This is a genomic window from Pseudomonas syringae group sp. J248-6, from assembly GCF_032586995.1.
GTDB classification, from domain to species: domain Bacteria; phylum Pseudomonadota; class Gammaproteobacteria; order Pseudomonadales; family Pseudomonadaceae; genus Aquipseudomonas; species Aquipseudomonas amygdali.
This window is the reverse complement of sequence record NZ_JAWHOP010000008.1, coordinates 161,794-182,645: the sequence shown is the minus strand read 5'-3', so window position 1 is coordinate 182,645 and position 20,852 is coordinate 161,794. Positions and strand designations below refer to the sequence as shown.

Annotated in this window: 20 protein-coding genes; 16 read left to right on the top strand and 4 right to left on the bottom strand. The window is 59.2% G+C overall.

The window, feature by feature from the left end; genetic code table 11:
• Positions 1-303: 303 nt before the first annotated feature.
• Together katB and RYC17_RS13290 are read left to right on the top strand one after the other, a co-directional pair.
• On the top strand, positions 304-1,809 hold the full coding sequence (gene katB, locus RYC17_RS13295) for a catalase KatB (RefSeq protein WP_058400953.1): 1,506 nt from the start codon (positions 304-306) through the stop codon (positions 1,807-1,809).
• Positions 1,810-1,870: 61 nt separating this feature from the next.
• Positions 1,871-2,431 carry an ankyrin repeat domain-containing protein gene (locus RYC17_RS13290; protein WP_058400952.1) on the top strand — a complete coding sequence of 187 codons (561 nt, stop codon included), beginning with the start codon at positions 1,871-1,873 and terminating at the stop codon, positions 2,429-2,431.
• 11 nt (positions 2,432-2,442) lie between these two features.
• On the opposite strand, the gene RYC17_RS13285 is transcribed toward RYC17_RS13290, so the two are convergent.
• The 3 genes from RYC17_RS13285 to RYC17_RS13275 all read right to left on the bottom strand — a co-directional run bounded on the left by RYC17_RS13285 (position 2,443) and on the right by RYC17_RS13275 (position 5,955).
• Entirely contained in the window at positions 2,443-4,536 is a 2,094-nt protein-coding gene (locus RYC17_RS13285) for a PAS domain-containing sensor histidine kinase (RefSeq protein WP_058400951.1), read from the bottom strand.
• Positions 4,537-4,754: 218 nt separating this feature from the next.
• Positions 4,755-4,973, bottom strand: a complete 219-nt coding sequence (locus RYC17_RS13280; RefSeq protein WP_011169042.1) for a DUF6434 domain-containing protein — start codon at positions 4,971-4,973, stop codon at positions 4,755-4,757.
• A gap of 97 nt (positions 4,974-5,070) precedes the next feature.
• A complete protein-coding gene (locus RYC17_RS13275) occupies positions 5,071-5,955 on the bottom strand; it encodes a LysR family transcriptional regulator (RefSeq protein WP_054996450.1) in 885 nt (294 codons plus the stop codon).
• Between the two features lie 99 nt (positions 5,956-6,054).
• On the opposite strand from RYC17_RS13275, the gene RYC17_RS13270 reads away from it, so the two are divergent.
• Together RYC17_RS13270 and RYC17_RS13265 are read left to right on the top strand one after the other, a co-directional pair.
• Positions 6,055-6,537: a multidrug/biocide efflux PACE transporter gene (locus RYC17_RS13270; RefSeq protein WP_122280531.1), complete on the top strand. Its 483-nt coding sequence runs from the start codon at positions 6,055-6,057 to the stop codon at positions 6,535-6,537.
• A gap of 128 nt (positions 6,538-6,665) precedes the next feature.
• The gene (locus RYC17_RS13265; RefSeq protein ID WP_316903332.1) at positions 6,666-7,499 is read left to right on the top strand and encodes a PhzF family phenazine biosynthesis protein; all 834 of its coding nucleotides are present in this window, start codon (positions 6,666-6,668) and stop codon (positions 7,497-7,499) included.
• Positions 7,500-7,505: 6 nt separating this feature from the next.
• Here the strand turns inward: RYC17_RS13265 and RYC17_RS13260 are convergent, their stop codons facing one another.
• Positions 7,506-8,657, bottom strand: coding sequence for an MFS transporter (locus RYC17_RS13260; protein WP_230016487.1), 1,152 nt, complete (start codon positions 8,655-8,657; stop codon positions 7,506-7,508).
• A gap of 845 nt (positions 8,658-9,502) precedes the next feature.
• Between RYC17_RS13260 and RYC17_RS13255 the strand changes: the two genes are divergently transcribed.
• Genes RYC17_RS13255 through RYC17_RS13200 form a run of 12 tightly spaced genes read left to right on the top strand, consistent with a single transcriptional unit; the run spans position 9,503 to position 20,761 of the window.
• On the top strand, positions 9,503-10,522 hold the full coding sequence (locus RYC17_RS13255; RefSeq protein WP_058400946.1) for a Gfo/Idh/MocA family protein: 1,020 nt from the start codon (positions 9,503-9,505) through the stop codon (positions 10,520-10,522).
• Positions 10,523-10,564: 42 nt separating this feature from the next.
• Complete coding sequence (locus RYC17_RS13250) at positions 10,565-11,677, top strand: DegT/DnrJ/EryC1/StrS family aminotransferase (protein ID WP_058400945.1); 1,113 nt, start codon at positions 10,565-10,567, stop codon at positions 11,675-11,677.
• Positions 11,678-12,190 (top strand): NUDIX hydrolase, encoded by a 513-nt coding sequence (locus tag RYC17_RS13245; RefSeq protein WP_058400944.1) that lies wholly within the window; start codon positions 11,678-11,680, stop codon positions 12,188-12,190.
• A complete protein-coding gene (locus tag RYC17_RS13240; protein WP_122259450.1) occupies positions 12,187-13,293 on the top strand; it encodes a DegT/DnrJ/EryC1/StrS family aminotransferase in 1,107 nt (368 codons plus the stop codon). Before RYC17_RS13245 ends, RYC17_RS13240 begins: the two co-directional genes overlap by 4 nt.
• The gene (locus RYC17_RS13235) at positions 13,274-14,644 is read left to right on the top strand and encodes an FAD-dependent oxidoreductase (RefSeq protein WP_316903329.1); all 1,371 of its coding nucleotides are present in this window, start codon (positions 13,274-13,276) and stop codon (positions 14,642-14,644) included. Before RYC17_RS13240 ends, RYC17_RS13235 begins: the two co-directional genes overlap by 20 nt.
• On the top strand, positions 14,641-15,339 hold the full coding sequence (locus tag RYC17_RS13230) for an HAD family hydrolase (RefSeq protein WP_058409089.1): 699 nt from the start codon (positions 14,641-14,643) through the stop codon (positions 15,337-15,339). The genes RYC17_RS13235 and RYC17_RS13230 overlap by 4 nt, the downstream gene beginning before the upstream one ends.
• Before the next feature lie 2 nt (positions 15,340-15,341).
• Positions 15,342-16,463 (top strand): fatty acid desaturase family protein, encoded by a 1,122-nt coding sequence (locus RYC17_RS13225; protein WP_230016488.1) that lies wholly within the window; start codon positions 15,342-15,344, stop codon positions 16,461-16,463.
• Positions 16,460-17,368 (top strand): S-methyl-5'-thioadenosine phosphorylase, encoded by a 909-nt coding sequence (gene mtnP / locus RYC17_RS13220; protein WP_316903325.1) that lies wholly within the window; start codon positions 16,460-16,462, stop codon positions 17,366-17,368. The genes RYC17_RS13225 and mtnP overlap by 4 nt, the downstream gene beginning before the upstream one ends.
• Positions 17,365-17,961 (top strand): GDP-mannose pyrophosphatase NudK, encoded by a 597-nt coding sequence (nudK, locus tag RYC17_RS13215; RefSeq protein ID WP_058409091.1) that lies wholly within the window; start codon positions 17,365-17,367, stop codon positions 17,959-17,961. Before mtnP ends, nudK begins: the two co-directional genes overlap by 4 nt.
• Before the next feature lie 8 nt (positions 17,962-17,969).
• Positions 17,970-18,884, top strand: a complete 915-nt coding sequence (locus tag RYC17_RS13210; protein WP_230016489.1) for an ABC transporter substrate-binding protein — start codon at positions 17,970-17,972, stop codon at positions 18,882-18,884.
• On the top strand, positions 18,881-20,107 hold the full coding sequence (locus RYC17_RS13205) for an MFS transporter (protein ID WP_316903322.1): 1,227 nt from the start codon (positions 18,881-18,883) through the stop codon (positions 20,105-20,107). Before RYC17_RS13210 ends, RYC17_RS13205 begins: the two co-directional genes overlap by 4 nt.
• 6 nt (positions 20,108-20,113) lie before the next feature.
• Positions 20,114-20,761 carry an HAD family hydrolase gene (locus tag RYC17_RS13200; RefSeq protein ID WP_058400936.1) on the top strand — a complete coding sequence of 216 codons (648 nt, stop codon included), beginning with the start codon at positions 20,114-20,116 and terminating at the stop codon, positions 20,759-20,761.
• The last annotated feature ends 91 nt before the right edge of the window (positions 20,762-20,852 follow it).

The following is a 20,852-nucleotide window of genomic DNA, read 5'->3' as shown; positions in this document are numbered from 1 at the left end:
CGTGATTAAACGTGCCTTTTATTAATACCAACATTTAATAAAAATTCTTTTATTTTCATAATGATACATAAATAAAACCATGATTTTTTATACGTTCACCTGTAGCCCGCTTTCCTCATACCCAAGGAAATTATTCAACTAATTGTGAAAGTTTTTTACTCGGTTCCTTTCCCCTCTCAGTATTTATCTTAATCACCCCGATATATTTTTATAATCACCGCCCTGCCCTCACGCGCCTAAGATTAACCGGCCTACTAAAAATATGAGGGATTCAAAATGCCGTTATTAAACTGGTCCAGACACATGGTGTGTTTGACTGCAGTCGGTCTCGTTACGGTTCCGACCGCCTATGCAGCAGACACCCTGACTCGCGACAATGGTGCCGTCGTCGGCGACAATCAGAACTCTCAGACTGCAGGCGCCCAAGGGCCTGTCCTGCTGCAAGATGTGCAGCTGTTGCAAAAGCTCCAGCGCTTTGATCGCGAGCGTATCCCGGAGCGCGTGGTCCATGCCCGCGGCACGGGCGTCAAAGGCGAGTTCACCGCATCGGCCGATATCAGCGATCTGAGCAAGGCCACGGTGTTCAAATCGGGCGAAAAAACCCCGGTCTTCGTGCGCTTTTCCTCCGTTGTCCATGGCAACCACTCGCCTGAAACCCTGCGCGACCCACACGGCTTCGCCACCAAGTTCTACACGGCAGACGGTAACTGGGACCTGGTAGGCAACAACTTTCCGACCTTCTTCATCCGTGACGCCATCAAGTTCCCGGACATGGTCCACGCCTTCAAACCTGACCCGCGTACCAACCTGGACAACGATTCGCGTCGCTTTGACTTCTTCTCGCATGTTCCGGAAGCCACACGTACGCTGACCCTGCTGTACTCAAATGAGGGTACGCCTGCAGGCTATCGCTTCATGGACGGCAACGGCGTACACGCCTACAAACTGGTGAATGCCAAAGGCGAAGTGCACTACGTCAAGTTCCACTGGAAAAGCCTGCAAGGCATCAAGAACCTCGATCCGAAAGAAGTCGCTCAGGTCCAGTCCAAGGACTACAGCCATCTGACCAACGATCTGGTCGGTGCCATCAAAAAAGGCGACTTCCCGAAATGGGACTTGTACGTTCAGGTCCTGAAGCCTGAAGAGCTGTCGAAATTCGACTTCGACCCTCTGGACGCCACCAAGATCTGGCCTGATGTCCCTGAGAAGAAAATCGGTCAGATGGTCTTGAACAAGAACGTCGACAACTTCTTCCAGGAAACCGAACAGGTCGCCATGGCCCCGGCTAACCTGGTTCCTGGTATCGAGCCTTCCGAGGACCGTCTGCTGCAAGGCCGTGTGTTCTCCTACGCCGACACCCAGATGTATCGCCTGGGCGCGAATGGTCTGAGCCTGCCGGTCAACCAGCCCAAGGTTGCGGTGAACAACGGTAATCAGGACGGTGCTCTGAATACCGGTCACACCACCAGCGGCGTCAACTATGAGCCGAGCCGTCTGGAGCCACGTCCAGCCGACGAAAAAGCGCGCTACAGCGAACTGCCGATCAGCGGCACCACCCAGCAGGCGAAGATTACGCGTGAGCAGAACTTCAAGCAGGCGGGTGATCTGTATCGCTCCTACAGCCCTAAAGAGAAGACCGACCTGGTACAGAGCTTTGGTGAATCGCTGGCTGACACCGACACCGAAAGCAAGAACATCATGCTGTCGTTCCTGTACAAGGCAGATCCGGACTATGGCACTCGGGTAACCGAAGTCGCCAAGGGCGATCTGAGCAAGGTCAAGTCGCTGGCTGCAAGCCTCAAAGACTGATGATCTGATGTCCCGCCCTGGCGTTTCCGACGCCGGGGCGGTTCCAGCCAGGAGAACGCCTGTGAAAAATCTGATCTATGCCTTGCTGCTGTTTGCTGCAGCCGCAAACGCAACACCACCTGCCCCGGCAGCCGCCCCCGAACTGACCGCTGAACAGACCGCCAGCCAGCTGCGCACGCTGTTTTTCGACGCGTCCCGTGAAGGCAACAACCCGATGCTGGACACCTTCATCGAAGCCCATTACGACCTCAACGTGCGTGACGAACAAGGTTATACCGGCCTTATTCTGGCGGCCTATCACGGCCATGAAGACTCGGTGGAACGCCTGATCAATGCCGGTGCGGACCCTTGCGCCAAGGACAATCGCGGCAACACCGCACTGATGGGAGCGATTTTCAAGGGTGAACTGAGCATCGCCAAGCGCCTGGTTCAGGCCGATTGCGGCCCAAACCTGACCAACAATGCCGGGCAGACGGCGGCCATGTACGCGGCGCTGTTCAAACGCACTGAAGTGCTCAAGGCGTTGACCGACCAAGGCGCCGACCTGACCATCCGTGACAGCATGGGCAACGACGTGCAGGGCTTGTCGAAAGGCGAATTCCAGACGCTGCCTGCCCGCTGACGGTTTTGGGCTTAATCCTTGCGCTCGATCATTTCGTAGATGCGGCTGGCGAACGCGTCCATGGTGAACGGCTTGGTGAGCACCCACATCCCCGGATCCAGATGGCCGTTACCAATGATGGCGTTCTCTGCGTAACCGGTGATGAACAGCACTTTAAGGTCTGGTCGAATGATGCGCGCGGCATCCGCCAGTTGCCGACCGTTCATGCCGCCAGGCAACCCGACGTCGGTCACCAGCAGGTCGATACGCATATCGGACTCCAGCATCTTCAGCGCAGACGCGCCCTCGCCCGCCTCGATCGGGATATACCCCTGATCCTCCAGCACTTCGGCCACCAGCATGCGGATGGTCGGCTCATCGTCGACAATCATCACCGTACGCTCGGTCTGCGCAGGCGCCGATTCGCAAGTCTCGACAGCCTCGACTTCTTCCGGGACCCCAAGGTAATGACGCGGCAGGTACAGGCACATGGTCGTGCCCTGCTCGGGCTCAGAGTAGATACGCACCTGCCCACCGGACTGGCGCACAAAACCGTACACCATCGACAATCCCAGACCCGTGCCCTGCCCGAGTGGCTTGGTGGTGAAAAACGGGTCGAACGCGCGGTTGATAACCTCAGGCGACATGCCGGTACCGGTGTCACTGACACACAGCGACAGGTATTGCCCCGGTGTCAGCTCCCGGCTCTGGGAGCCGCGCTCGTCAATCCACCGGTTGGCGGTTTCGATGGTGATTCGCCCGCCTCGCGGCATGGCATCCCTGGCATTGATACACAGGTTCAACAGCGCGTTTTCCAGTTGCGGCGCGTCAATGAACGTCGACCACAACCCGACCGAGGTCACGACTTCCAGCGTGATGTGAGGTCCGACCGTACGTCGAATCAGCTCTTCCATCCCGATCACCAGCCGGTTGATATCGACCGGCTTGGGGTCCAGCGTCTGTCGACGTGAAAACGCCAGCAGGCGGTGAGTCAGCGAAGCAGCACGCTTGGATGCATCCTGCGCAGCCCCTATATAGCGATCTATTTCAGTGAAACGGCCCTGGCTCATGCGCGTCTTGAGCAGTTCCAGCGAGCCGGTGATACCGGTCAGCAGGTTGTTGAAATCGTGGGCGATACCGCCAGTCAACTGACCAACCGCTTCCATCTTCTGCGACTGACGCAAGGCGTCCTCAGCCTGAGCCAGGCGTTCCTGCTCGCGCAACCGTTCGCTGACGTCGTAGGCAAACAGATACGCGCCAATGGCCTGGCCTTGTGCATCGCGCAGCGTGCTGTAGCGCATTTCGAAGTGGCTGGCCGGATCCTTCGAATCGCTGAAGCTGACGCTTTCGGCAAACTCCTCGCCTGCCAACGCCCGCGTCCAGCGCTGTTTAAGGCCCGCTTTGCTCTGCGGACAGTCGTCCAGCAGGTCGAGCATATTGTCGCCTACCTGAGGACGGACGCCAAAAAGACGCTCGAACTCGCGTAGCGCTGAGCCATTGATGGCCATCCAGCGGTAATTGGCGTCGATGACATGGATGAATGCATTGGTGCCATTGACGACATCGGCGAGCACATTGCGCTCGGCGACGGCCTCGACAATACGAGCCTCCAGCGTTTCATTCATCTGCTGTAACGCCAGCTCTGCGCGCTTGCGTTCGGTGATGTCTTGAAACAACACCGCTACCTGCTTGCGGCTGGCCGGCTCGATGCGGAACGCGGTCAGTGCCAGGTAGCGTCCGGTCGCCACCAGCTCGCGCTCGAAGCGGACCGGCTCACCGGTGCGCAATACCTTGCCGTAGAACTCGACCCAGCCATCCGCCTCTTCGCGAACCATCTCGCGCAGCTTCTTGCCCACCACATTGGGAATGCCGGCGTGATACTCGTAAGCCGGGTTGGCTTCAATATGAATGTAATCGCTCAACGGGCCGTGCGGGCCGTCAAAGAACTCGATGATGCAAAAGCCTTCATCCATCGCGTTGAACAGAAAACGATAACGCTCCTGAGAGTGCGCCAGAGCATTTTCGGCCTCCTGACCACTGACGCTCAGGCGCTCTTTAAGCGAGGCGTTTTCCTGCTCCAGAGCCGATAATCGGCTCTGGAGATGTTGTAGATCTGTCGGGGTCACGGCGGAGGCACCTGCGGTGTTGGTTACGCCGCGTTCCCTTCAGGCAGGGCGGCACGAGCACGCTACGAGAAAAAACGCCCGGTTGCAAAAATAATGGCATTTTGCACTCGAAAATCGATGATTTTCGAAAAATCAGAGCGGGATGTGCTTCTCGATACAGCGTAACCGTTAGCCAGAGCGAGCCCGGACGGGTAGCCCTCCAACAGTACAACGTCAGCTCATTCCGATCCTGCTGTTCGCAGACGCAACCATTCATCCACGACCTGGCCCATGTTTTTGGGCTCGCCATTAGTGATCCACGCCATGAATGGCCGGTCGAACCTGAACGACGGCCCGCATTGTCCGGTCATGAAGCGCCTCACGTTCTGCGTATTTCGGTAGCGGTCGTCCACCGGGGTATCACGTGTAACAGGATCGGAGTGCCAGTCGAATGTCATGCGTTACCCTGCCCGACAGTGTTGAAAGTCTGTGCTTTATAGCTGGAAATCAGCAAGCCCCGCGACTGCTGACTGCCGGTTATGAGAGCCGATCCGTTTACTCTCCGGCAAACGGCACCAGCGACTCCAGCAGCCATGCACCTGCTGGCCCCAGGCTGCGCTGGAATGACCAGATGACATCAACCGCCGAGCGACGCGGCCAGCCCGAGACTTTCAGCTCTTTGAGCAGCCCGCCCGAATAGCGCGACACCAGCCAGCGCGGCAACGCCGACCAGCCAAAACCGAAGGCAGCCATGTCCATCAACAGCAGGTAATTGGGCGCTGACCAATGACGATGGCCGCTGGTGGGCAGGTCGTCGGTGGGGATGCTGTGCTCGACCAGCGTGTTGAGGCGCAATGCGCGGTAACCTGCCAGTTGCTGATAATCGACCCGTTCCAGCGCGGCGAGTGGATGTTTATGCGAGACAAACAGACCGAAATCGGCACTTTCGTCGATGGTCGCGTGACCGATCTCCGGTGGGTAGCTGGCTTGCGCCGACAGCAGCCCCAATGATGCCCTGCCCGACTGCACCAGGCTGATGGCATCACCGTGCTCGGCGAATACGCATTCCATCTCCAGCTCCGGAAAGCGCTGATCCAGCTCGGTCATCAGCCGCTCGAAATCAGCGAACTGGTTGGCGTCCGACAGCACCAGCGTCAGCCTTGGCTCGACGCCTGCCGCAAGCCGTGCAGCGGCCCGGCGCAGTCGGTCCGAGGCGCACAACAGGTCATCGACACGGCCGAGCATGACCCTCCCGGCTTCGGTCAGAACCGGCTGCCTGGAAGAGCGATCGAACAGCTCCAGCCCAAGATCGATCTCCAGGCGGGCGATTGCTTCACTGATCGTCGACTGACTCTTGCCCAGACGGCGTGCAGCCGCACTGAACGAACCCAGCGCGGCAATCTGGGCGAAGGCTTCCAGGGCTTCCGGTGAATAACTCATGACACTCTCTTATCGGCTTTACCGATGGTATTGATTTTCAGGTTAACGCAAACACCGATGATAATGCTGCCACCCACGAGCACAAAGGACAGTCTTATCATGAGCAACAGCCCACAACACGCCAGCCAGCACGCATCCGTAGCGTCCAAGACCCTGCGTGAAAGGGCGCTGCACGCCAGCCTGTTCGAGATCGGCGGCGTGATTCTGGTCGCGCCGCTGCTGGCCTGGCTCATGAACCATTCGCTGGCAATGATGGGGGCCATGACAGTGATGATCTCCACCATCGCCATGCTCTGGAACATGCTCTACAACGCCCTGTTCGACAGACTGCGCAACAGGTACGGGTTTGCCATGAGCCTGACCACTCGCGTGCTGCACGCAACAGGTTTCGAAGCCGGACTGATTCTGGCCGTCGTGCCACTGGCCGCATGGTGGCTGACGATCAGCCTGATGGAAGCATTCTGGTTGGATATCGGCCTGCTGCTGATGTTTCTGCCTTACACCATGCTGTTCAACTGGGCCTATGACGCACTGCGTGAACGTGTAGTGCAGCGGCGTATGGCAAGGTGTGAAGTGCTTTGAGAGAAGACGTCTGCGCAGGCGCTCAGGCATCAGCCATATAGATGCACTGCATCAGTTCTTCTCACTGGATTATCAAATCAGCCCCGTTGCACACTGTCGCCCACTGACCACGGCAAGGACACCCTTCAATGACAACTGAAATACTCAAACTGGCGGCATTCAGCGATGGCGATCGTGGTGGAAACCCGGCAGGCGTATGGATTGGCGATGCGTTGCCCGATGACGTCGTCATGCAGCAGCTTGCCGCCGAGGTCGGATTTTCCGAAACCGTGTTTGCCGCTCCCGTGGAAGGTTGCTGGCGGGTGCGTTATTTCTCGCCGCTGGCAGAGGTCCCGTTCTGCGGACACGCGACCATCGCTTTGGGCGCAGCGCTGGCGGCACGGCAAGGCGACGGCGTGTTCAACCTGATACTCAATCAGGCGCAGATCACTGTCGAGGGCCATGCGCAAGGCTCTCTGACTTCAGCAGCACTGCAATCGCCACCGACCTTCAGCAAGCCGATCAGCGCGCAGTTGCTGGAAGAGGCCCTGGCGCTATTCGGCTATACGCACAGCGATCTGGATGAACGCATCAAGCCAGCGCACATCAACGGCGGTGCCGGGCACCTGGTGCTGGCGCTAAGCAGCCGGGCGCAGCTCAAGGCCATGCACTATGACCAGCAGGCCGGTCGGGAGCTGATGGTACGCGAAGGCTGGGCGACTATTTTGCTGGTATGGGCCGAAACCGAACAGCTGTTCCACACTCGCAACCCGTTTGCCTTCGGTGGCGTCTATGAAGACCCGGCTACCGGTGCGGCCACGGCTGCCCTGGGGGGTTATCTGCGCGATACAGGCTGGCCGCACGGTGGCCTGATAGACATCATTCAGGGCGAGGACATGGGCAGCCCGTCACGACTGCGCGCGGAAATCCCCGAGCAGCCCGGGAGTTCGATCCGGGTGTCGGGGATGGCGCGCACGTTGTAGTCAGAATCAGGTCCTGAGTTTGCTGCCGCCTATTGCCACGCCCAGCAACATCACGGCAACGATCATGAACGCCAGCTCAAGGCTGCTGACATGGGCGATGAAACCGATTGCCGCAGGACCAATCAGAATCCCGGCGTAACCGACCGTGGTGATCGCCGGGATCGCCACGCTTTCCGGCATGGTCTTCTGCCGACCGACCGCGCTGTAGCAGACCGGCACGATGTTCGAGCACCCTGCCCCCACCAATGCGTAACCCAGCAACGCCGCCTGCCAGACCGGAATCAGCGTGGCAACCGCCAGGCCGCCCGCAGCACACAAGCCGCCCAGAATGATGACCCGGTTGGAGCCGACCCGCCGCACAATGGCGTCGCCAGACAGCCGCCCCAGCGTCATGGTCACAGCAAAGACTGCGTAGCCAAGCCCGGCATAGGACGCTTCGACGCCGCGCAATGACGTCAGGAACACAGCGCTCCAGTCCAGCATTGCACCTTCGGCCAGGAAGACGGTGAAGCACAGCAGACCGATGAACAGCACCACGCCACGCGGGATCGCAAAGGCAGGTCCGTCGGACGGGCTGCCGTAAGGCAACAGGTTCGGAGCGGCCTTGGCCAGCGCCATCAAGGTCAGCATCACCACGACGAGCATCGACTGGAAAGGTGAAATATCCAGGCTGAGCAGACCGGCTACACCGGCAGCGCCGACGATACCGCCAAGGCTGAACAGGCCATGGAACCCCGACATCATGGTCTTGCCGCTGGCACGCTCGACAATCACAGCCTGAACGTTGGCCGTGCAATCCAAACCCCCCATGCTCGCGCCAAACAGAAACAGCGTGGCGATGAGTAGCGGCAGACTGGATATCGTCGCCAATAGCGGTAAACACAGACAGATCAATACCGTCGAGCAGACCAACAACCGCCGGCAGCCAAACCGCGCAGCCAGCGCACCGGCCAACGGCATCGAGAGAATCGAGCCTACGCCGAGGCACAGCAACAAAAGCCCGAGCGTGCCCTCATCAAGGCCCATCCGCTGTTTGACGTAAGGCACCAGTGGCGCCCAGGACGCCACACTGAAACCGGCAATGAAAAACGCTATACGCGTTGAGGATTGTTCCGCCCGAGCCTTGGCATCCTGGGCTGCGGTGCTGAAAGAGGTCATGCATGCTCCTTTTTGGAATCGGATTGCACCGAGTCGACAACCCGGCATTTCAAAAACTGATTAGTTAAACAAACATATGTCAGGCGCTCACCTCGAGCAGGTTCCAAAACGCTTTTGAACATGAATAATTCCATTAACCAAAGAAGGCATAAAGCCAGTATTTGAAAAAAAGAATCTGGAAAAGTCGTTTAATATCAAAAGCATTGCTAAATGTTTCATAAAACTTAATACCAAAGCATAATCTGCATAACCTTTCCTTATGCATTTTCGGTCTATTCCTGTTGGTTGCTATGCACAAATGGCTGGGGTAGATTCATTTCCGCACTAGGTTAGTGCAACTAACTGTTGAGATGTTCCCTGCAGGATCACTCAGCGGCCATGGAAGAATCGGATGTTCAAGGAGGATTCAATAGATGAATACTTGCCCGAACGAAAGCTGTCACTCCCCGCTCGCTGCCCCGCATGAGCACTGCGCACGTGTACTGATCCTCCCTGGAATCAGTCAGAACAACAAAAGCTCCCGGCGTTCCGGTTTCTTGAACCCCCTCGATTTTCATGTCCATACCCTGACAGGCAGCCAGCACAGTGGTTTGTCCAGAATACCCCGGACTCCCCACGGCCCTGACCTGATGACGCCCGTCACAGGCCTGTCTGCAACAAGCGATGGCAGCCTTCGCTACCAGACTGACCCCACACCTTAGGGCATCACTGCCCGGCTCTACCGACTCAAGACGAACATCGAACTCATTCGGTTTGCCCTGCGGGTAATCCGTCACGGGATTCGTGTACGCGCTCACCCTTGTTTTCCAATGAACTACATCTGACTTTTCAAGACGGAGATGATTATGACTGGACTCAAAGTTGGCATCGTTGGTCTCGGCGCACAGATGCAGGAAAATCTGCTGCCCACGCTTTTGCAAATGCCGGACATTCGTATTGTGGCGGTCTGCGACAGTGATCGCAGTCGAGCCGAGCAGATCAATCGTTTCGTATCGAACGTGATGATCACGGACAATTTCGACGACATGCTCGCAGAAGCCGGACTCGATGCCGTTGTCATGGCCTGCCCGCCGCAGGCTCATCGCGATCTTGCGTTCAAGGCGATGGCCAAAGGCGTGCATGTTTTTGTCGAGAAGCCGCCCTGCTTCACCCTTGCCGAGCTGGAAGAGCTGATCGATGCAAGTCGCCGCGCGAAAGTGATCACCGGCGTCGGCATGAACTTCAAATTTGCCAAGCCCATGCGCCAGTTGCGCCAGATGACCAGTGCCGAGCAATTCGGCCAGATCGTGCATATCCAGCTCAACCACTACGCCAGCAAGCCCACATCGCCACTCTGGGGCCTCGATTCGACATTGAGGTCTTTCCTGCTCGCCCAGGCCATTCATACGATCGACCTGGGCGTCACGTTCGGCGGCGGCGAGCTGCGTGATATCGAATCCCGAGTGCAGCGTCATGGCGATTCGTTGCTGGTCAGTCTGGAGCTGCAATTCACCACGGGTGCCAGTGTCAGCCTGCTCAGCGGCACCATGTTCCCCTACTTCGAATTCGACATGAAGATCGTCAGTTCGAACTCGATGATGGTCGAGCTCAATAACCTGTGGAACATCACCATGCACGAGCCGGAACACGGCACCAGCGCTACCGGTCCGGGCAAACGCTGGAGAGGCGCATGGCAGCCGGGGCCTCTTGATTCCGGGTATGAGCGCAGCGGCTACTTCGGCGAGCTGGAACAGTTTTTCCATTCCGTTCGTACCAACACCGCCTATGAAGCGAGCTTCGAAAGCCTGCGACCGACCTACCAGGTCATCGAGAGCATTTGTAATGCAGACGCCATGGCTCGACCAGACCTTGCTCTGAGTGCCTGACCCTCTACGCCAACCCAATGCCTGTTTTCGGAGCTTGCAAAAATGTCCAGTCTTTCCAATAGCGCAACTGCTCGACCTGCTGTCTCGGATAAATATCGCCCGGTTTACGCCGATGACCTGCTGACCATGCAACTGACACTGGAACGCCCACTGTCGGGCACCAGCGATGTGGTCGGTGAGTACGAGAGCAAGCTCGCCGCCTGGTTCGAAGCACAACACGCCATTGCCGTATCGTCAGGCGGCGCAGCGTTAAGCGTGGCTATTTATGCGTCCGGTGTCGGTCCGGGCGACGACGTTCTGCTGACCCCAAGCTGCCCGCTGTGCACGATTTACCCGATCATCGCGGCCGGGGCCAACCCCATCTTTGTCGACACCCGGGCCCACGGTTTTGGCGCCGATCCTGTGTCGATAAAAGCGCGGATAACGCCACGCACCAAGGCCATCATCGATATTCCGATGTGGGGCTATCCGACCGAAGTCGACGAGTTGCGCACCTTGACCCACGAGCTGGGTATCAAACTCATTCTGGACCTGGCTCATTCGCACGGCACTACCCTGGAAGGCCGCCCGCTGTCGCAGTTCGGCGACCTGTCCTGCTTCAGTACCCATGAACGCAAGCCACTGGCAACCGGTGAAGGCGGCTTCATTCTCACCGACGACGATGCACTGGCGCAGCGCTGCCGCGACTACAGTCGTTTCGGCAACCTCAATGGCAAGGATTTCGGCCTCAACTACAAACTCGCGGCACTGCCAGCGGCACTGGGTGGCAGCCGCCTTGCATCGTTGACGGGCCAGATCCAGCAACGCCGAGAGAACGCAGCCTACTTTCTTGCCAGGCTCGACCACAGCAAGGTCCGGGAGAAAAAGATCATCGAGGGCGGTGTGCCCAACTATTACTTCCTGAACCTTGAGCTGCACTTCGCCGACAACCGTGCATTCATCGACTACCTCGACGAGGCCGGTATCCCGTCCGACATCAAGCGCTACGGGTGCAAGGCGCTCTATGAATTTCCGGCACTCGCGCAGTACCGCAACGAATGCCCGAATGCGGAAGCGCTGCTGGCTGGCATGACGACGATTCCGGTGCATCCGGACATTACCCGGGCGGAACTCGACTACATGGCTGATCGCATCAACCAGTATGGTGCCGCATAAATGACCGAACCACTCGATCGCTCACAACTGGATCGGCATTTCACCGCGTCCGGGTTCGTCTTGAACCCGGAACGGAAGATGCTGCTGCTGCATCACCGCAAGCTCGGAGTCTGGCTTTACCCGGGCGGGCACATAGAACAGGGAGAAACCCCGGACGTCGCAGTGCTCAGGGAAATTTTCGAGGAAACCGGTATTCATGCCGAGCTGCTCGGCGAGCGCGATGAAGAGCTCGCCGACGTCGAAACCGATGTCACCGTACTGCATCAGCCTTACAGAGTGCTGTGCGAATACATCGACGACAAACGCGGCCCGCACTATCACCTGGACCTGATTTATGTCACGGCGACCAGTCTGCTTGCCTGCCCGGATAACAGGGAAGTCGAGCATGCGCGCTTCTTCAGCCAGCAGGAAACCGCAGACCTGAAGATGTTTCCCAACTTCCGGCGAATGGTCGACCGGGTTTTTGCAGACGATGCGCTGTGGGACCTGGTAGGAATCAAGGTGGCGCAATGAACCTGCGAACCATTACCCAGATGCGCACCATTACCCAGAAAGGGCCGATGCATTCGATCGATGACCTGCATGAGCTGGAGCGCGCCCTGCATTCGGGCCTGACAGGCACTTCGCAGGTGGTCGACGAATACGAAGCAGCACTTTCGGCGCTGTATGGCATCAGGCATGTGATCGCCGTTTCTTCGGGTGCGGCGTCGGTAACCGCTGCGCTTGCCGGCGTCGACTTCAAGCCGGGCGATGAAGTCATCGTTGCGCCAACAGGCCCGATCTGTACGGTCCTGCCGATTCTCTCACTGGGGCTTGTGCCGGTGTTCTGTGATGTCGCGCCGGACAGCTTCGGTCTGGACCCGGAAGACCTGCAGCGCTGTATCGGCCCGCGTACCTGCGCAGTCATCGAAGTGCCCATGTGGGGGTATCCGATCCGCTCGAAAGACACCTGGGCGTTTCTGCGGCAAGCCGGTATCACCTTGATTCAGGACCTGGCCCACGCCCACATGACCCGGCTGGACGGCACGTGGCTCGCGCGACATGGCGATATCAGCTGTTTCAGCACCCATGACTGCAAGTTCATCTCGACCGGCGAAGGCGGTTTCGTGATGACCGATGACGATGACCGGGCCAGACGTATCCGTGCCTATACCCGTTTCGGCAACCTGACGGGCGAATCGCTGGGCATCAACCTGAAACTGGGCGGTCTGCAGGCAGCACTGGGGCTGGCGCGCTCGCGTCAGCTCTATTCGCATCTTGAACGCCGCATGAGCAACCGCGAACAGCTTCTATCAATGCTCGACAACCCGGCGTTTCGCGAGCTGCCTGTCGTCAAAGGCGGCGCGGTCAATGCCTATTCCCTGCTACTGCAATCGGTGGGGCATGACGGTCGCCAACTGGTGCACTACCAGCAACGCCACGGCATCGAATCGGACATCGGCAAATATGACAACCAGCCGCTTTATCAACTGCCGCTGCTGACCCGGTATCACCGCGATTGCCCCAACGCTGCCAGGTTGCTGCGTTCGTTGACGACGGTGCCGTTGCATCCGAACCTGCTGGACGACGATCTGCATTACATCGCCGAGGTGCTCAATGACTACTCTCCCGGTTGAACCGGCCCTGCGTTCGGGCCATGCGGTAGTGATTGGCGGCAGTGTCACGGGCTGCCTGACCGCTGCTGTACTGGCACGCCGTTTCGAGCGTGTCACTGTTGTCGAGAAAGGCGACTTTCACGACGAGAAGGGGCCGCGTCAGAGCCTCCCTCAAGAGCATCATGTGCACCTGCTGCTGTTGCGCGGCAAGCAGATCATGGAGCGGATCTTCCCGGGCCTGCTGAGCGCACTTGAACAACACGGCGCTCAGGTAGCGGACCTCGGACATGATGTGAAGTGGTACCAGCGCGGCCGCTGGAAAAATCGCTATCGCAGCGGTATCGAGGCTCACTACTGCAGCCGCAGGCTCATCGACAACCAGTTGCGCCGTTGCCTGACGACAGTCCCGCAGGTCACTGTTCTTTCGGGTACGCGGGTAACGCGTATCGAGTTTGCAGGTGTTGAAAAGCCGGGTCAGGTAAGCGGCGTCATCATTGATGACGGCTCGGGCGAGCGCAGCCTGTCCTGCGACCTGCTGGTGGATGCCAGTGGCCGGGGCACGCACATGCCTTCCTGGCTGAAAGAAGCAGGCTTTGGCAGCGTGCAGAACAGCGTGGTCAAGACCGAGTTGGGCTACGCATCGCGCATCTACAAACGGCTGCCTGCCTTCGCTGAACAATGGCAAGTACTGCTGGTGCTGCCGACCGCTCCGGCCCAACGTTCGATGGGGGTCATCAGCCCGATCGAGGGCGATCGCTGGATGGTCACCACCGGTGGCTGGTTCGGCAACTTCCCCGGCAAGGATCCGGACGAGTTCCTTCAGGCACTGGCCGGCCTGCCTGTGCCAGACATCCATGATGTCATCCGCGAGGCCGAGCCACTGTCCGAGGTCTTTACCTTCAGAATGCCCGGCAGTCGCCGTACTCATTACGACCGTCTCGAGCGCTGGCCAGAGGGTTTGCTGGTCGTGGGTGATGCCTTGAGCAGCATGAATCCGCTTTACAGCCAGGGCATGACCATCGGCGCGCTTGAAGCCGACTGCATCGATCAACGCCTTGATGCACTGCTGGACCGCTCGCTCGGTTGCCATCAGTTGCAAGGCTTGCTGTGCGGTGTCGTCGACGGTGCCTGGAACATGGCCACGACCGAAGACTTTCGTTTCCCGGAAACCTCGGGGGAACGCACATGGCGCACCCGTTTCGACCACTGGTACGGTGCCGGGCTGGGCTCGCTCTCGGCGGACAACCGCCGTGCACTGGAAACACAGATCGGAGTGACCAATCTGGTGGTCAACCCCGCCCGGGTTTATGCGCCGGCAATTGTGTCGCGCATTGCGCTTAACGCCCTACTTTCTCGGAATACTCGACAATGATTGACGATATCCTGCATTTTTCCGGCATCGAGCATGTGGTGTTCGACTGGAACGGTACTTTGATCGACGACATCGATCTTGCTGTCTTCGCCGTGAATCGCTGCGGCGAGCATTTTGGTGTCGCGCCTGTAACCGCCGAGCAATATCGGGCCAGGTTCGATTTTCCGATTGCCGGTTTCTACGCGTCGCTCGGCTTTGATCTGGACCGTGTGCCCTTTTCTGTCATCGTCAAACACTACCTCGAACACTTTGACGCAAATGTCGCTCAATGCCCGCTGCAACCGGGCGTGATCGAGTTTCTCGATGCGGCGCGCCAGCTCGGGATCGGCGTTTCGATCCTGTCGGCATCGCACTGCGACGTTCTGGTACAAACCCTCCGAGCCAAGGGTTTGTTTGACAGTTTCGAGCATGTCGTCGGTCTGAGCCATAACCAGGCCACCAGCAAAACGGCCGAAGCCGTAGTGCTGCAAAAAAAACTGGGCACGCCCGCCTCACGAACCTTGTTTGTCGGCGATACGCTGCATGATTTCGACGTCGCGCAGGCAGTGGGCTGGTCACCGGTTCTGGTTTCGACAGGTCATCAGGACTACCAACGCCTGCAGCTCAGCGGCGCCCCGCTGTTCAGTGGCCTGGGCGATCTGCTTGAGCGCTTCACGCACGGTCACGCCCTGCTCGCCAAGACCGGGAGTGCCTGACCATGAGCACCATGAGCACATCGCACCTTGTTCTGGCTGCCCTGATCGCCACTGCGTTGGCTTTGCGTGCGACCGTGGCTTTTTATTACCGCGACACGCAGCGCATATTGCGATTGCTGCGTCTGATACCAAGGCTTCCCGACCGCAAGGAGCACTACTACCGACCGCTGGATGAATGGCTTGCGCCGCTGCCGTTCATCTGGACATGGCTGGATATCGTGGCCGCCGTACTGCTCGCATCGCTCTACTCGTCACCGCTGACATGGCTGTTGGTCGTGCTCTGGAGCGGCGGACGGTTTCGGGCGCTGCAGGAGTTCGGTCATAACGCCGTGCATTTTGCGCTATGCCCTAATCACCAATGGCAGTGGTGGCTGAGCAACATCTTCTATCAGTTCCCGGCATTCAAACGCGACATGCGCAGCCGACACCAGACCCACACGCTGGAACATCATCGCAACCCCAATCATCCGCATCTTGACCCCAACCGCGCGCGGGTACACGCAGGTGGCTACGTGGCCGGAATATCCCCCGGAAAATTTCATTCATTGTTGCTCTATCCGCTGACGCCTCAGGGTGCCTGGGTCAATCTGAGCACCATGGCGCGCAACAGTTTGCTGAATCACTCGCACCTGACCACAGCGGTCCGTGTGCTGTGCCTGATGACGGTTGCCGCCCTGCTCTACTGGGCAGGCGGCTGGAAAGGCGTGCTGTTTGGCTGGCTGGTGCCATTGCTGACCTCATACCCGGTATTTGCCTGGGTGTCACTGCTCACCGAGCACCGCTGGTTTGTCGAAGGGACGTCCAGAGACCGCCGCGATCTTGAGTACCTGGCAGGCCGCCCCACCGATTATTTCGGTGTTAGCGGATGGCTGATCCGCGTGTTCATCGCGCCAACATCGGATGCCTACCATCTGGCGCACTCGCTGTACCCGGGCGTGCGCTGGAACTACCTGCCAGCGATTGACCGGCACTTGAAAATTCACGAACCACGCTACAGCAACAACGCCAGTGAAGGCCTGCTGCTGCGACGCGGCAGCGCACCCACCGCGCTTTCCGAACTGTATGAGCGTCTGGTGACTGCCGGACACCCCGAAACCACCTTGAAGACCAGAGGCAGCGTATGAATACCCCCTTGGCTCACCAGCAGACTCAACGTATCGGCATCATCGGCGGCAGTGGCCTTCAGCAATTGCCCGGTTTGAAAGACATACAGCTTGTCGAGTGCGAAACGGCGTTCGGCAAACCCTCGTCCCCCGTCACGCTGGGCACCCTCAATGATGTGCCAGTGGCTTTCGTACAGCGCCACGGTGTCGGGCACACCATCCCGCCAGCGTTCATCAACGTGCGCGCCAATATCGCCGCGCTGCGCAGTGTCGGCTGCACTCAGCTGTTATCGGTAAGTGCCGTGGGCAGTCTGAGCCACGACGCACCGCCAGGCAGTTTCGTGCTGATCGATCAATACATTGATCGAACGATCAAGCGTGACAAGACGTTTTTCGGCCCGGGCCTGGTCGGCCACGTACCGTTTGGCGACCCTGTGTGCGGGCGCATGCGCTCGGTGTTGGCCAGCGCTGCAGAAACCGCTGATGTACAGGCTCTCAATGGCGGCACCTACGTGGTCATGGAAGGGCCGCAGTTTTCGACGCGTGCCGAATCCAGTCTCTATCGCCAATGGGGCGGCACCGTGATCGGTATGACCGCAATGCCGGAAGCCAAACTGGCGCGTGAAGCAGAGCTTTGCTACGCAATGATTGCCATCCCCACGGACTTCGACTGCTGGCACGAATCCCATGAGGAGGTCAACGCGACGCTGGTTGCCCAGAGAATGGCTGATACGTTCGCACTGACCCGTCGTCTGGTCACCGAAGCCGTCACGCGTTTGGGCGAACATCAGGGGGCCTGTTCATCCGGGTGCGATCATGCACTGGATACGGCGGTGATGACCGCCCCCGAGCACCGTGATCCGGAAATGGTCGCACGCCTGCTGACGGTTGCTCCCAACGCCACTCACCTGGGAGCGAAAGCATGAGCAAGGCGCTGACCACCCAGGACCGGGTACGAATCAAAAAGGTCGATGTGCTCTCGGACAACTGGTACGTACTGCGCAAGACCACGTATGACTTTCAAGGGCGCGACGGCACGTGGCGCACACTGACCCGCGAAACCTACGACCGGGGCAACGGCGCAACCATCCTGCTCTACAGCAAGCTGAAGCAGACCGTCGTCCTGACCCGGCAGTTCCGCTTTCCCGCGTTCGTCAACGAGCACGATGGCATGCTGGTCGAAACCTGCGCAGGGTTGCTGGATCGTGACGATCCAGACACCTGTATCCGCAAGGAAACCGAGGAAGAAACCGGTTATCGCATTCAGGAAGTGCGCAAGGTGTTCGAGGCGTTCATGAGCCCGGGGTCGGTGACCGAGCGTCTGTATTTTTTTGTCGGTGAATATTTCGACGAAAACAAGCTGAGCGACGGAGGTGGCCTGGAGGCGGAAGGCGAAGAAATCGAGGTTCTTGAATTGCCTCTGGACGAAGCGCTGGCGATGATAGACACCGGAGCGATCTGCGACGGCAAGACCATCATGCTGCTGCAATACGCCAAACTGCATGGACTGCTGGATTGAGGCCTGACATGGATGAACTTATCGCTATCAGCTCGATGGAAAATGCCGAACTGGCCGAGTTCGTGGCAGGCATCAGCGAGCATATCGGGGTGCCCGTGCGCCTCTCTCGCTGGTCCACATCAGAGCTGATCGACCGCGTGAGCAACGGCACGGCGGGCGACTGGGACCTGTTGTTGGGAACTGCGGCCACCGCCTTGCTTGATCCCGCACTGAACTCACAGCTGCTGATTCTTGACGCGCTTGACTGCTCGACCTTGCCTGCACAGGCGATTGCCGCTGACCGGCGCTGGTTCAGCCCTTCAGGCTTCGTGCCAGCCTTTTGCTTTGATCCTGAAGTGCTCGCCGCACACGGCCTCACGCCGCCACTCTCCTGGGAGGCGCTCTGCGCGCCAGAGTGGGCGCAGCGCATTGCCCTGCCAGATCCGGGCCGCTCCGGTGCAGGCTATCTGCACCTGAGCGCGTTGCTGGAAGCGTATGGCGAGGGGGCCTGGGGCATGCTGGCTCAAGTGGCACAATTGCGACCTTCGATCAGCGGGTCTTCCACAGCGCCGATAGACGCTGTGACCGAAGGCCGTGCATACGTCGGCGTTACGGTTTCCACGGCGGCCACTCGCGCAGCAGCGCAGCACAGTTCCTTGCGCTGGTGCGTCCCCGATGACGCACGTCGTTACGAGTTCGAAGTGTTCGGCTGCCGCGCCGGTTCGCAACGTGCGAAACAGGCGGTACAGGCGCTTGGCTGGATGCTTTCGCCGGACGCTGCTGCAATCAGCCGACACTACGGCAAGGTGGTGGTCGGCGGCGTCTCGAGCGAGACCCTGGCGACCGTCGATCTCAAGGCGCTGAATGCAATCGAGGCCAGCCATGCCAAGGTCGCCCGTTGTGCACGCTGGCATTCACTGTTCGACACAAAGGCGGGCCTATGACCGACATGGCCCACATCCCTTCGACGCAGCCGCCCTCGTCGTCTGCGCCAGCAGGAACGGAGCGGCGGCCCTGGTCGATTTACCTGATGTTCGGCCTGTTCGGGGCTCAGCAAGGCATGCTCGGGCCGCTGATGCCGTTTCTGCGTGCCGAATTCGATCTTGATCTGCGCTGGACCGGCCTGCATTTTGCCGCCTATGCGCTGGGGCTGGTACTGATCGGAATTCCGTATCGCTGGCTGGAAAGCCGGGCACTGCCCATCGGCACCGGACGTATCGCTATCGGTTCGATTGTGCTGGCCAGCGGGCTGTTTTCGATCGCCAGCGGTTTAACCATGACCCTGCCCGGCAGCGTACTGATGGGGTTCTCGGGAGGTCTGGTGATGGCTGTCGGACAGGCCATGCTCGGCAAACTTTATGGCCAGCAGGCTGCCGCGAAACTGGTGGAAGCCCACATCGTGGCAGGCCTCTGTGTGCTGGGCGGCGCGCTGCTGGTGGGCGCAGCGACGGCTATCGGGCTGTCGTGGCGCATGGCTCCGCTGCTGATCAGCGCATGGGCATTAATCATGTTTTGCGCGCCGCAGACGATCCATCGGGCCATGCCCGGCCAAGCCGGGTCATCGCCAATGGCCGATACCCTGCGCCCACAGCGTCTGGTTCGGCTCAGCCTGTGGGCACTGGTGATACTGGGCATCTCGGCGGAATGGGGTGTGGGGTTCTGGGGCGCGGAATACATCAAGACCCACGTACAGACCAGTGCGTCGGTCGCCGCTACGCTGATGAGCCTTTACTTTGCTGGCACCGTCTGCGGGCGGTTGGTCAGCAGCTATGCGCTGCGCCGGGTTTCCCCCTTTACATTGCTGACCGTGGTGATACTGAGCGCCATTGCTACACTGCTGGTGCTGTCGTTGATCGAAGGGGTGGTCGGCACTGCGATCCTCACGTTCGTGCTCGGTGCCTGTCTGGGCAACTTCTTTCCGCTGATCCTGGGATCCGCCATGCGCGTTGCGCCCCACGCAAGCTCCGCGCTCAGCACGCAAGCGTCACAGGCGGTCGGCGTGGCGCTCCTGCTGGCACCGTTTCTGCTCGGGCTGCTGTCCGAACGAATCGGAGTCGAAGCTGCCTTCAGCCTGTTGATCGTCTACCCCCTTCTCATGTTGCCGTGGGTACCCGTCCTGCGTGGCGTCTGGTCTGTCGGCAACCCTACCGAACCTTCAAAGGAGTAAGAACCAATGGCTCTTTGCGCGCTGTTGTTCGATCTGGACGGAACCCTTATCGATACCGATGAACTGCATTTGAACGCCTATAACCAGTTGCTGGCCCGCTGGGACCGTTCGATGGACATCGGCTACTACAAGGCCCATGTCATGGGCTTTCCGGATGACATGATTTTTGGCGGTCTGTTTCCCGATATTCCTGCGGCGCAATACGCTGGTCTGGCAGCGGAAAAAGAGGCAATGTTTCGCGCTCAACTGGGTGAAACGATTCCCGTGGCGGGCGTGCTGCGTATCCTTGACCACGCTCGGCAAAGCGGCCTGCGCACGGCGGTGGTCACCAATGCTCCACGCGAAAATGCCATGGCCATGCTGACCGGGCTGGGCATTGTCGACCGCTTCGAAATCATTGTGATCGGCGGCGAGCTGGAGCGCGGCAAACCGCATCCCATGCCTTACCTCACAGCTCTGGAGTTGCTGGGCGTGACGGCCGACCAGGCGCTTGCTTTCGAGGACTCGCTGGCGGGAGTGCAATCGGCGAGCGCCGCCGGGATTCATACCTTCGGCATGCTGTCGGGGCTTGACGAAGCTCAGCTTCGGGCGGCCGGAGCCAAAAGCGTTATCCGCGACTTCAACGACGATGCACTCTGGAATACGCTGAAATAATCCTGCTGATGCATCTCTGACCTGTCAGGTGCCGGGACATACCACGGTGTGCCCGTTGCCTGAGCAAAATTGCGCCTGCAAACCCGAGCTT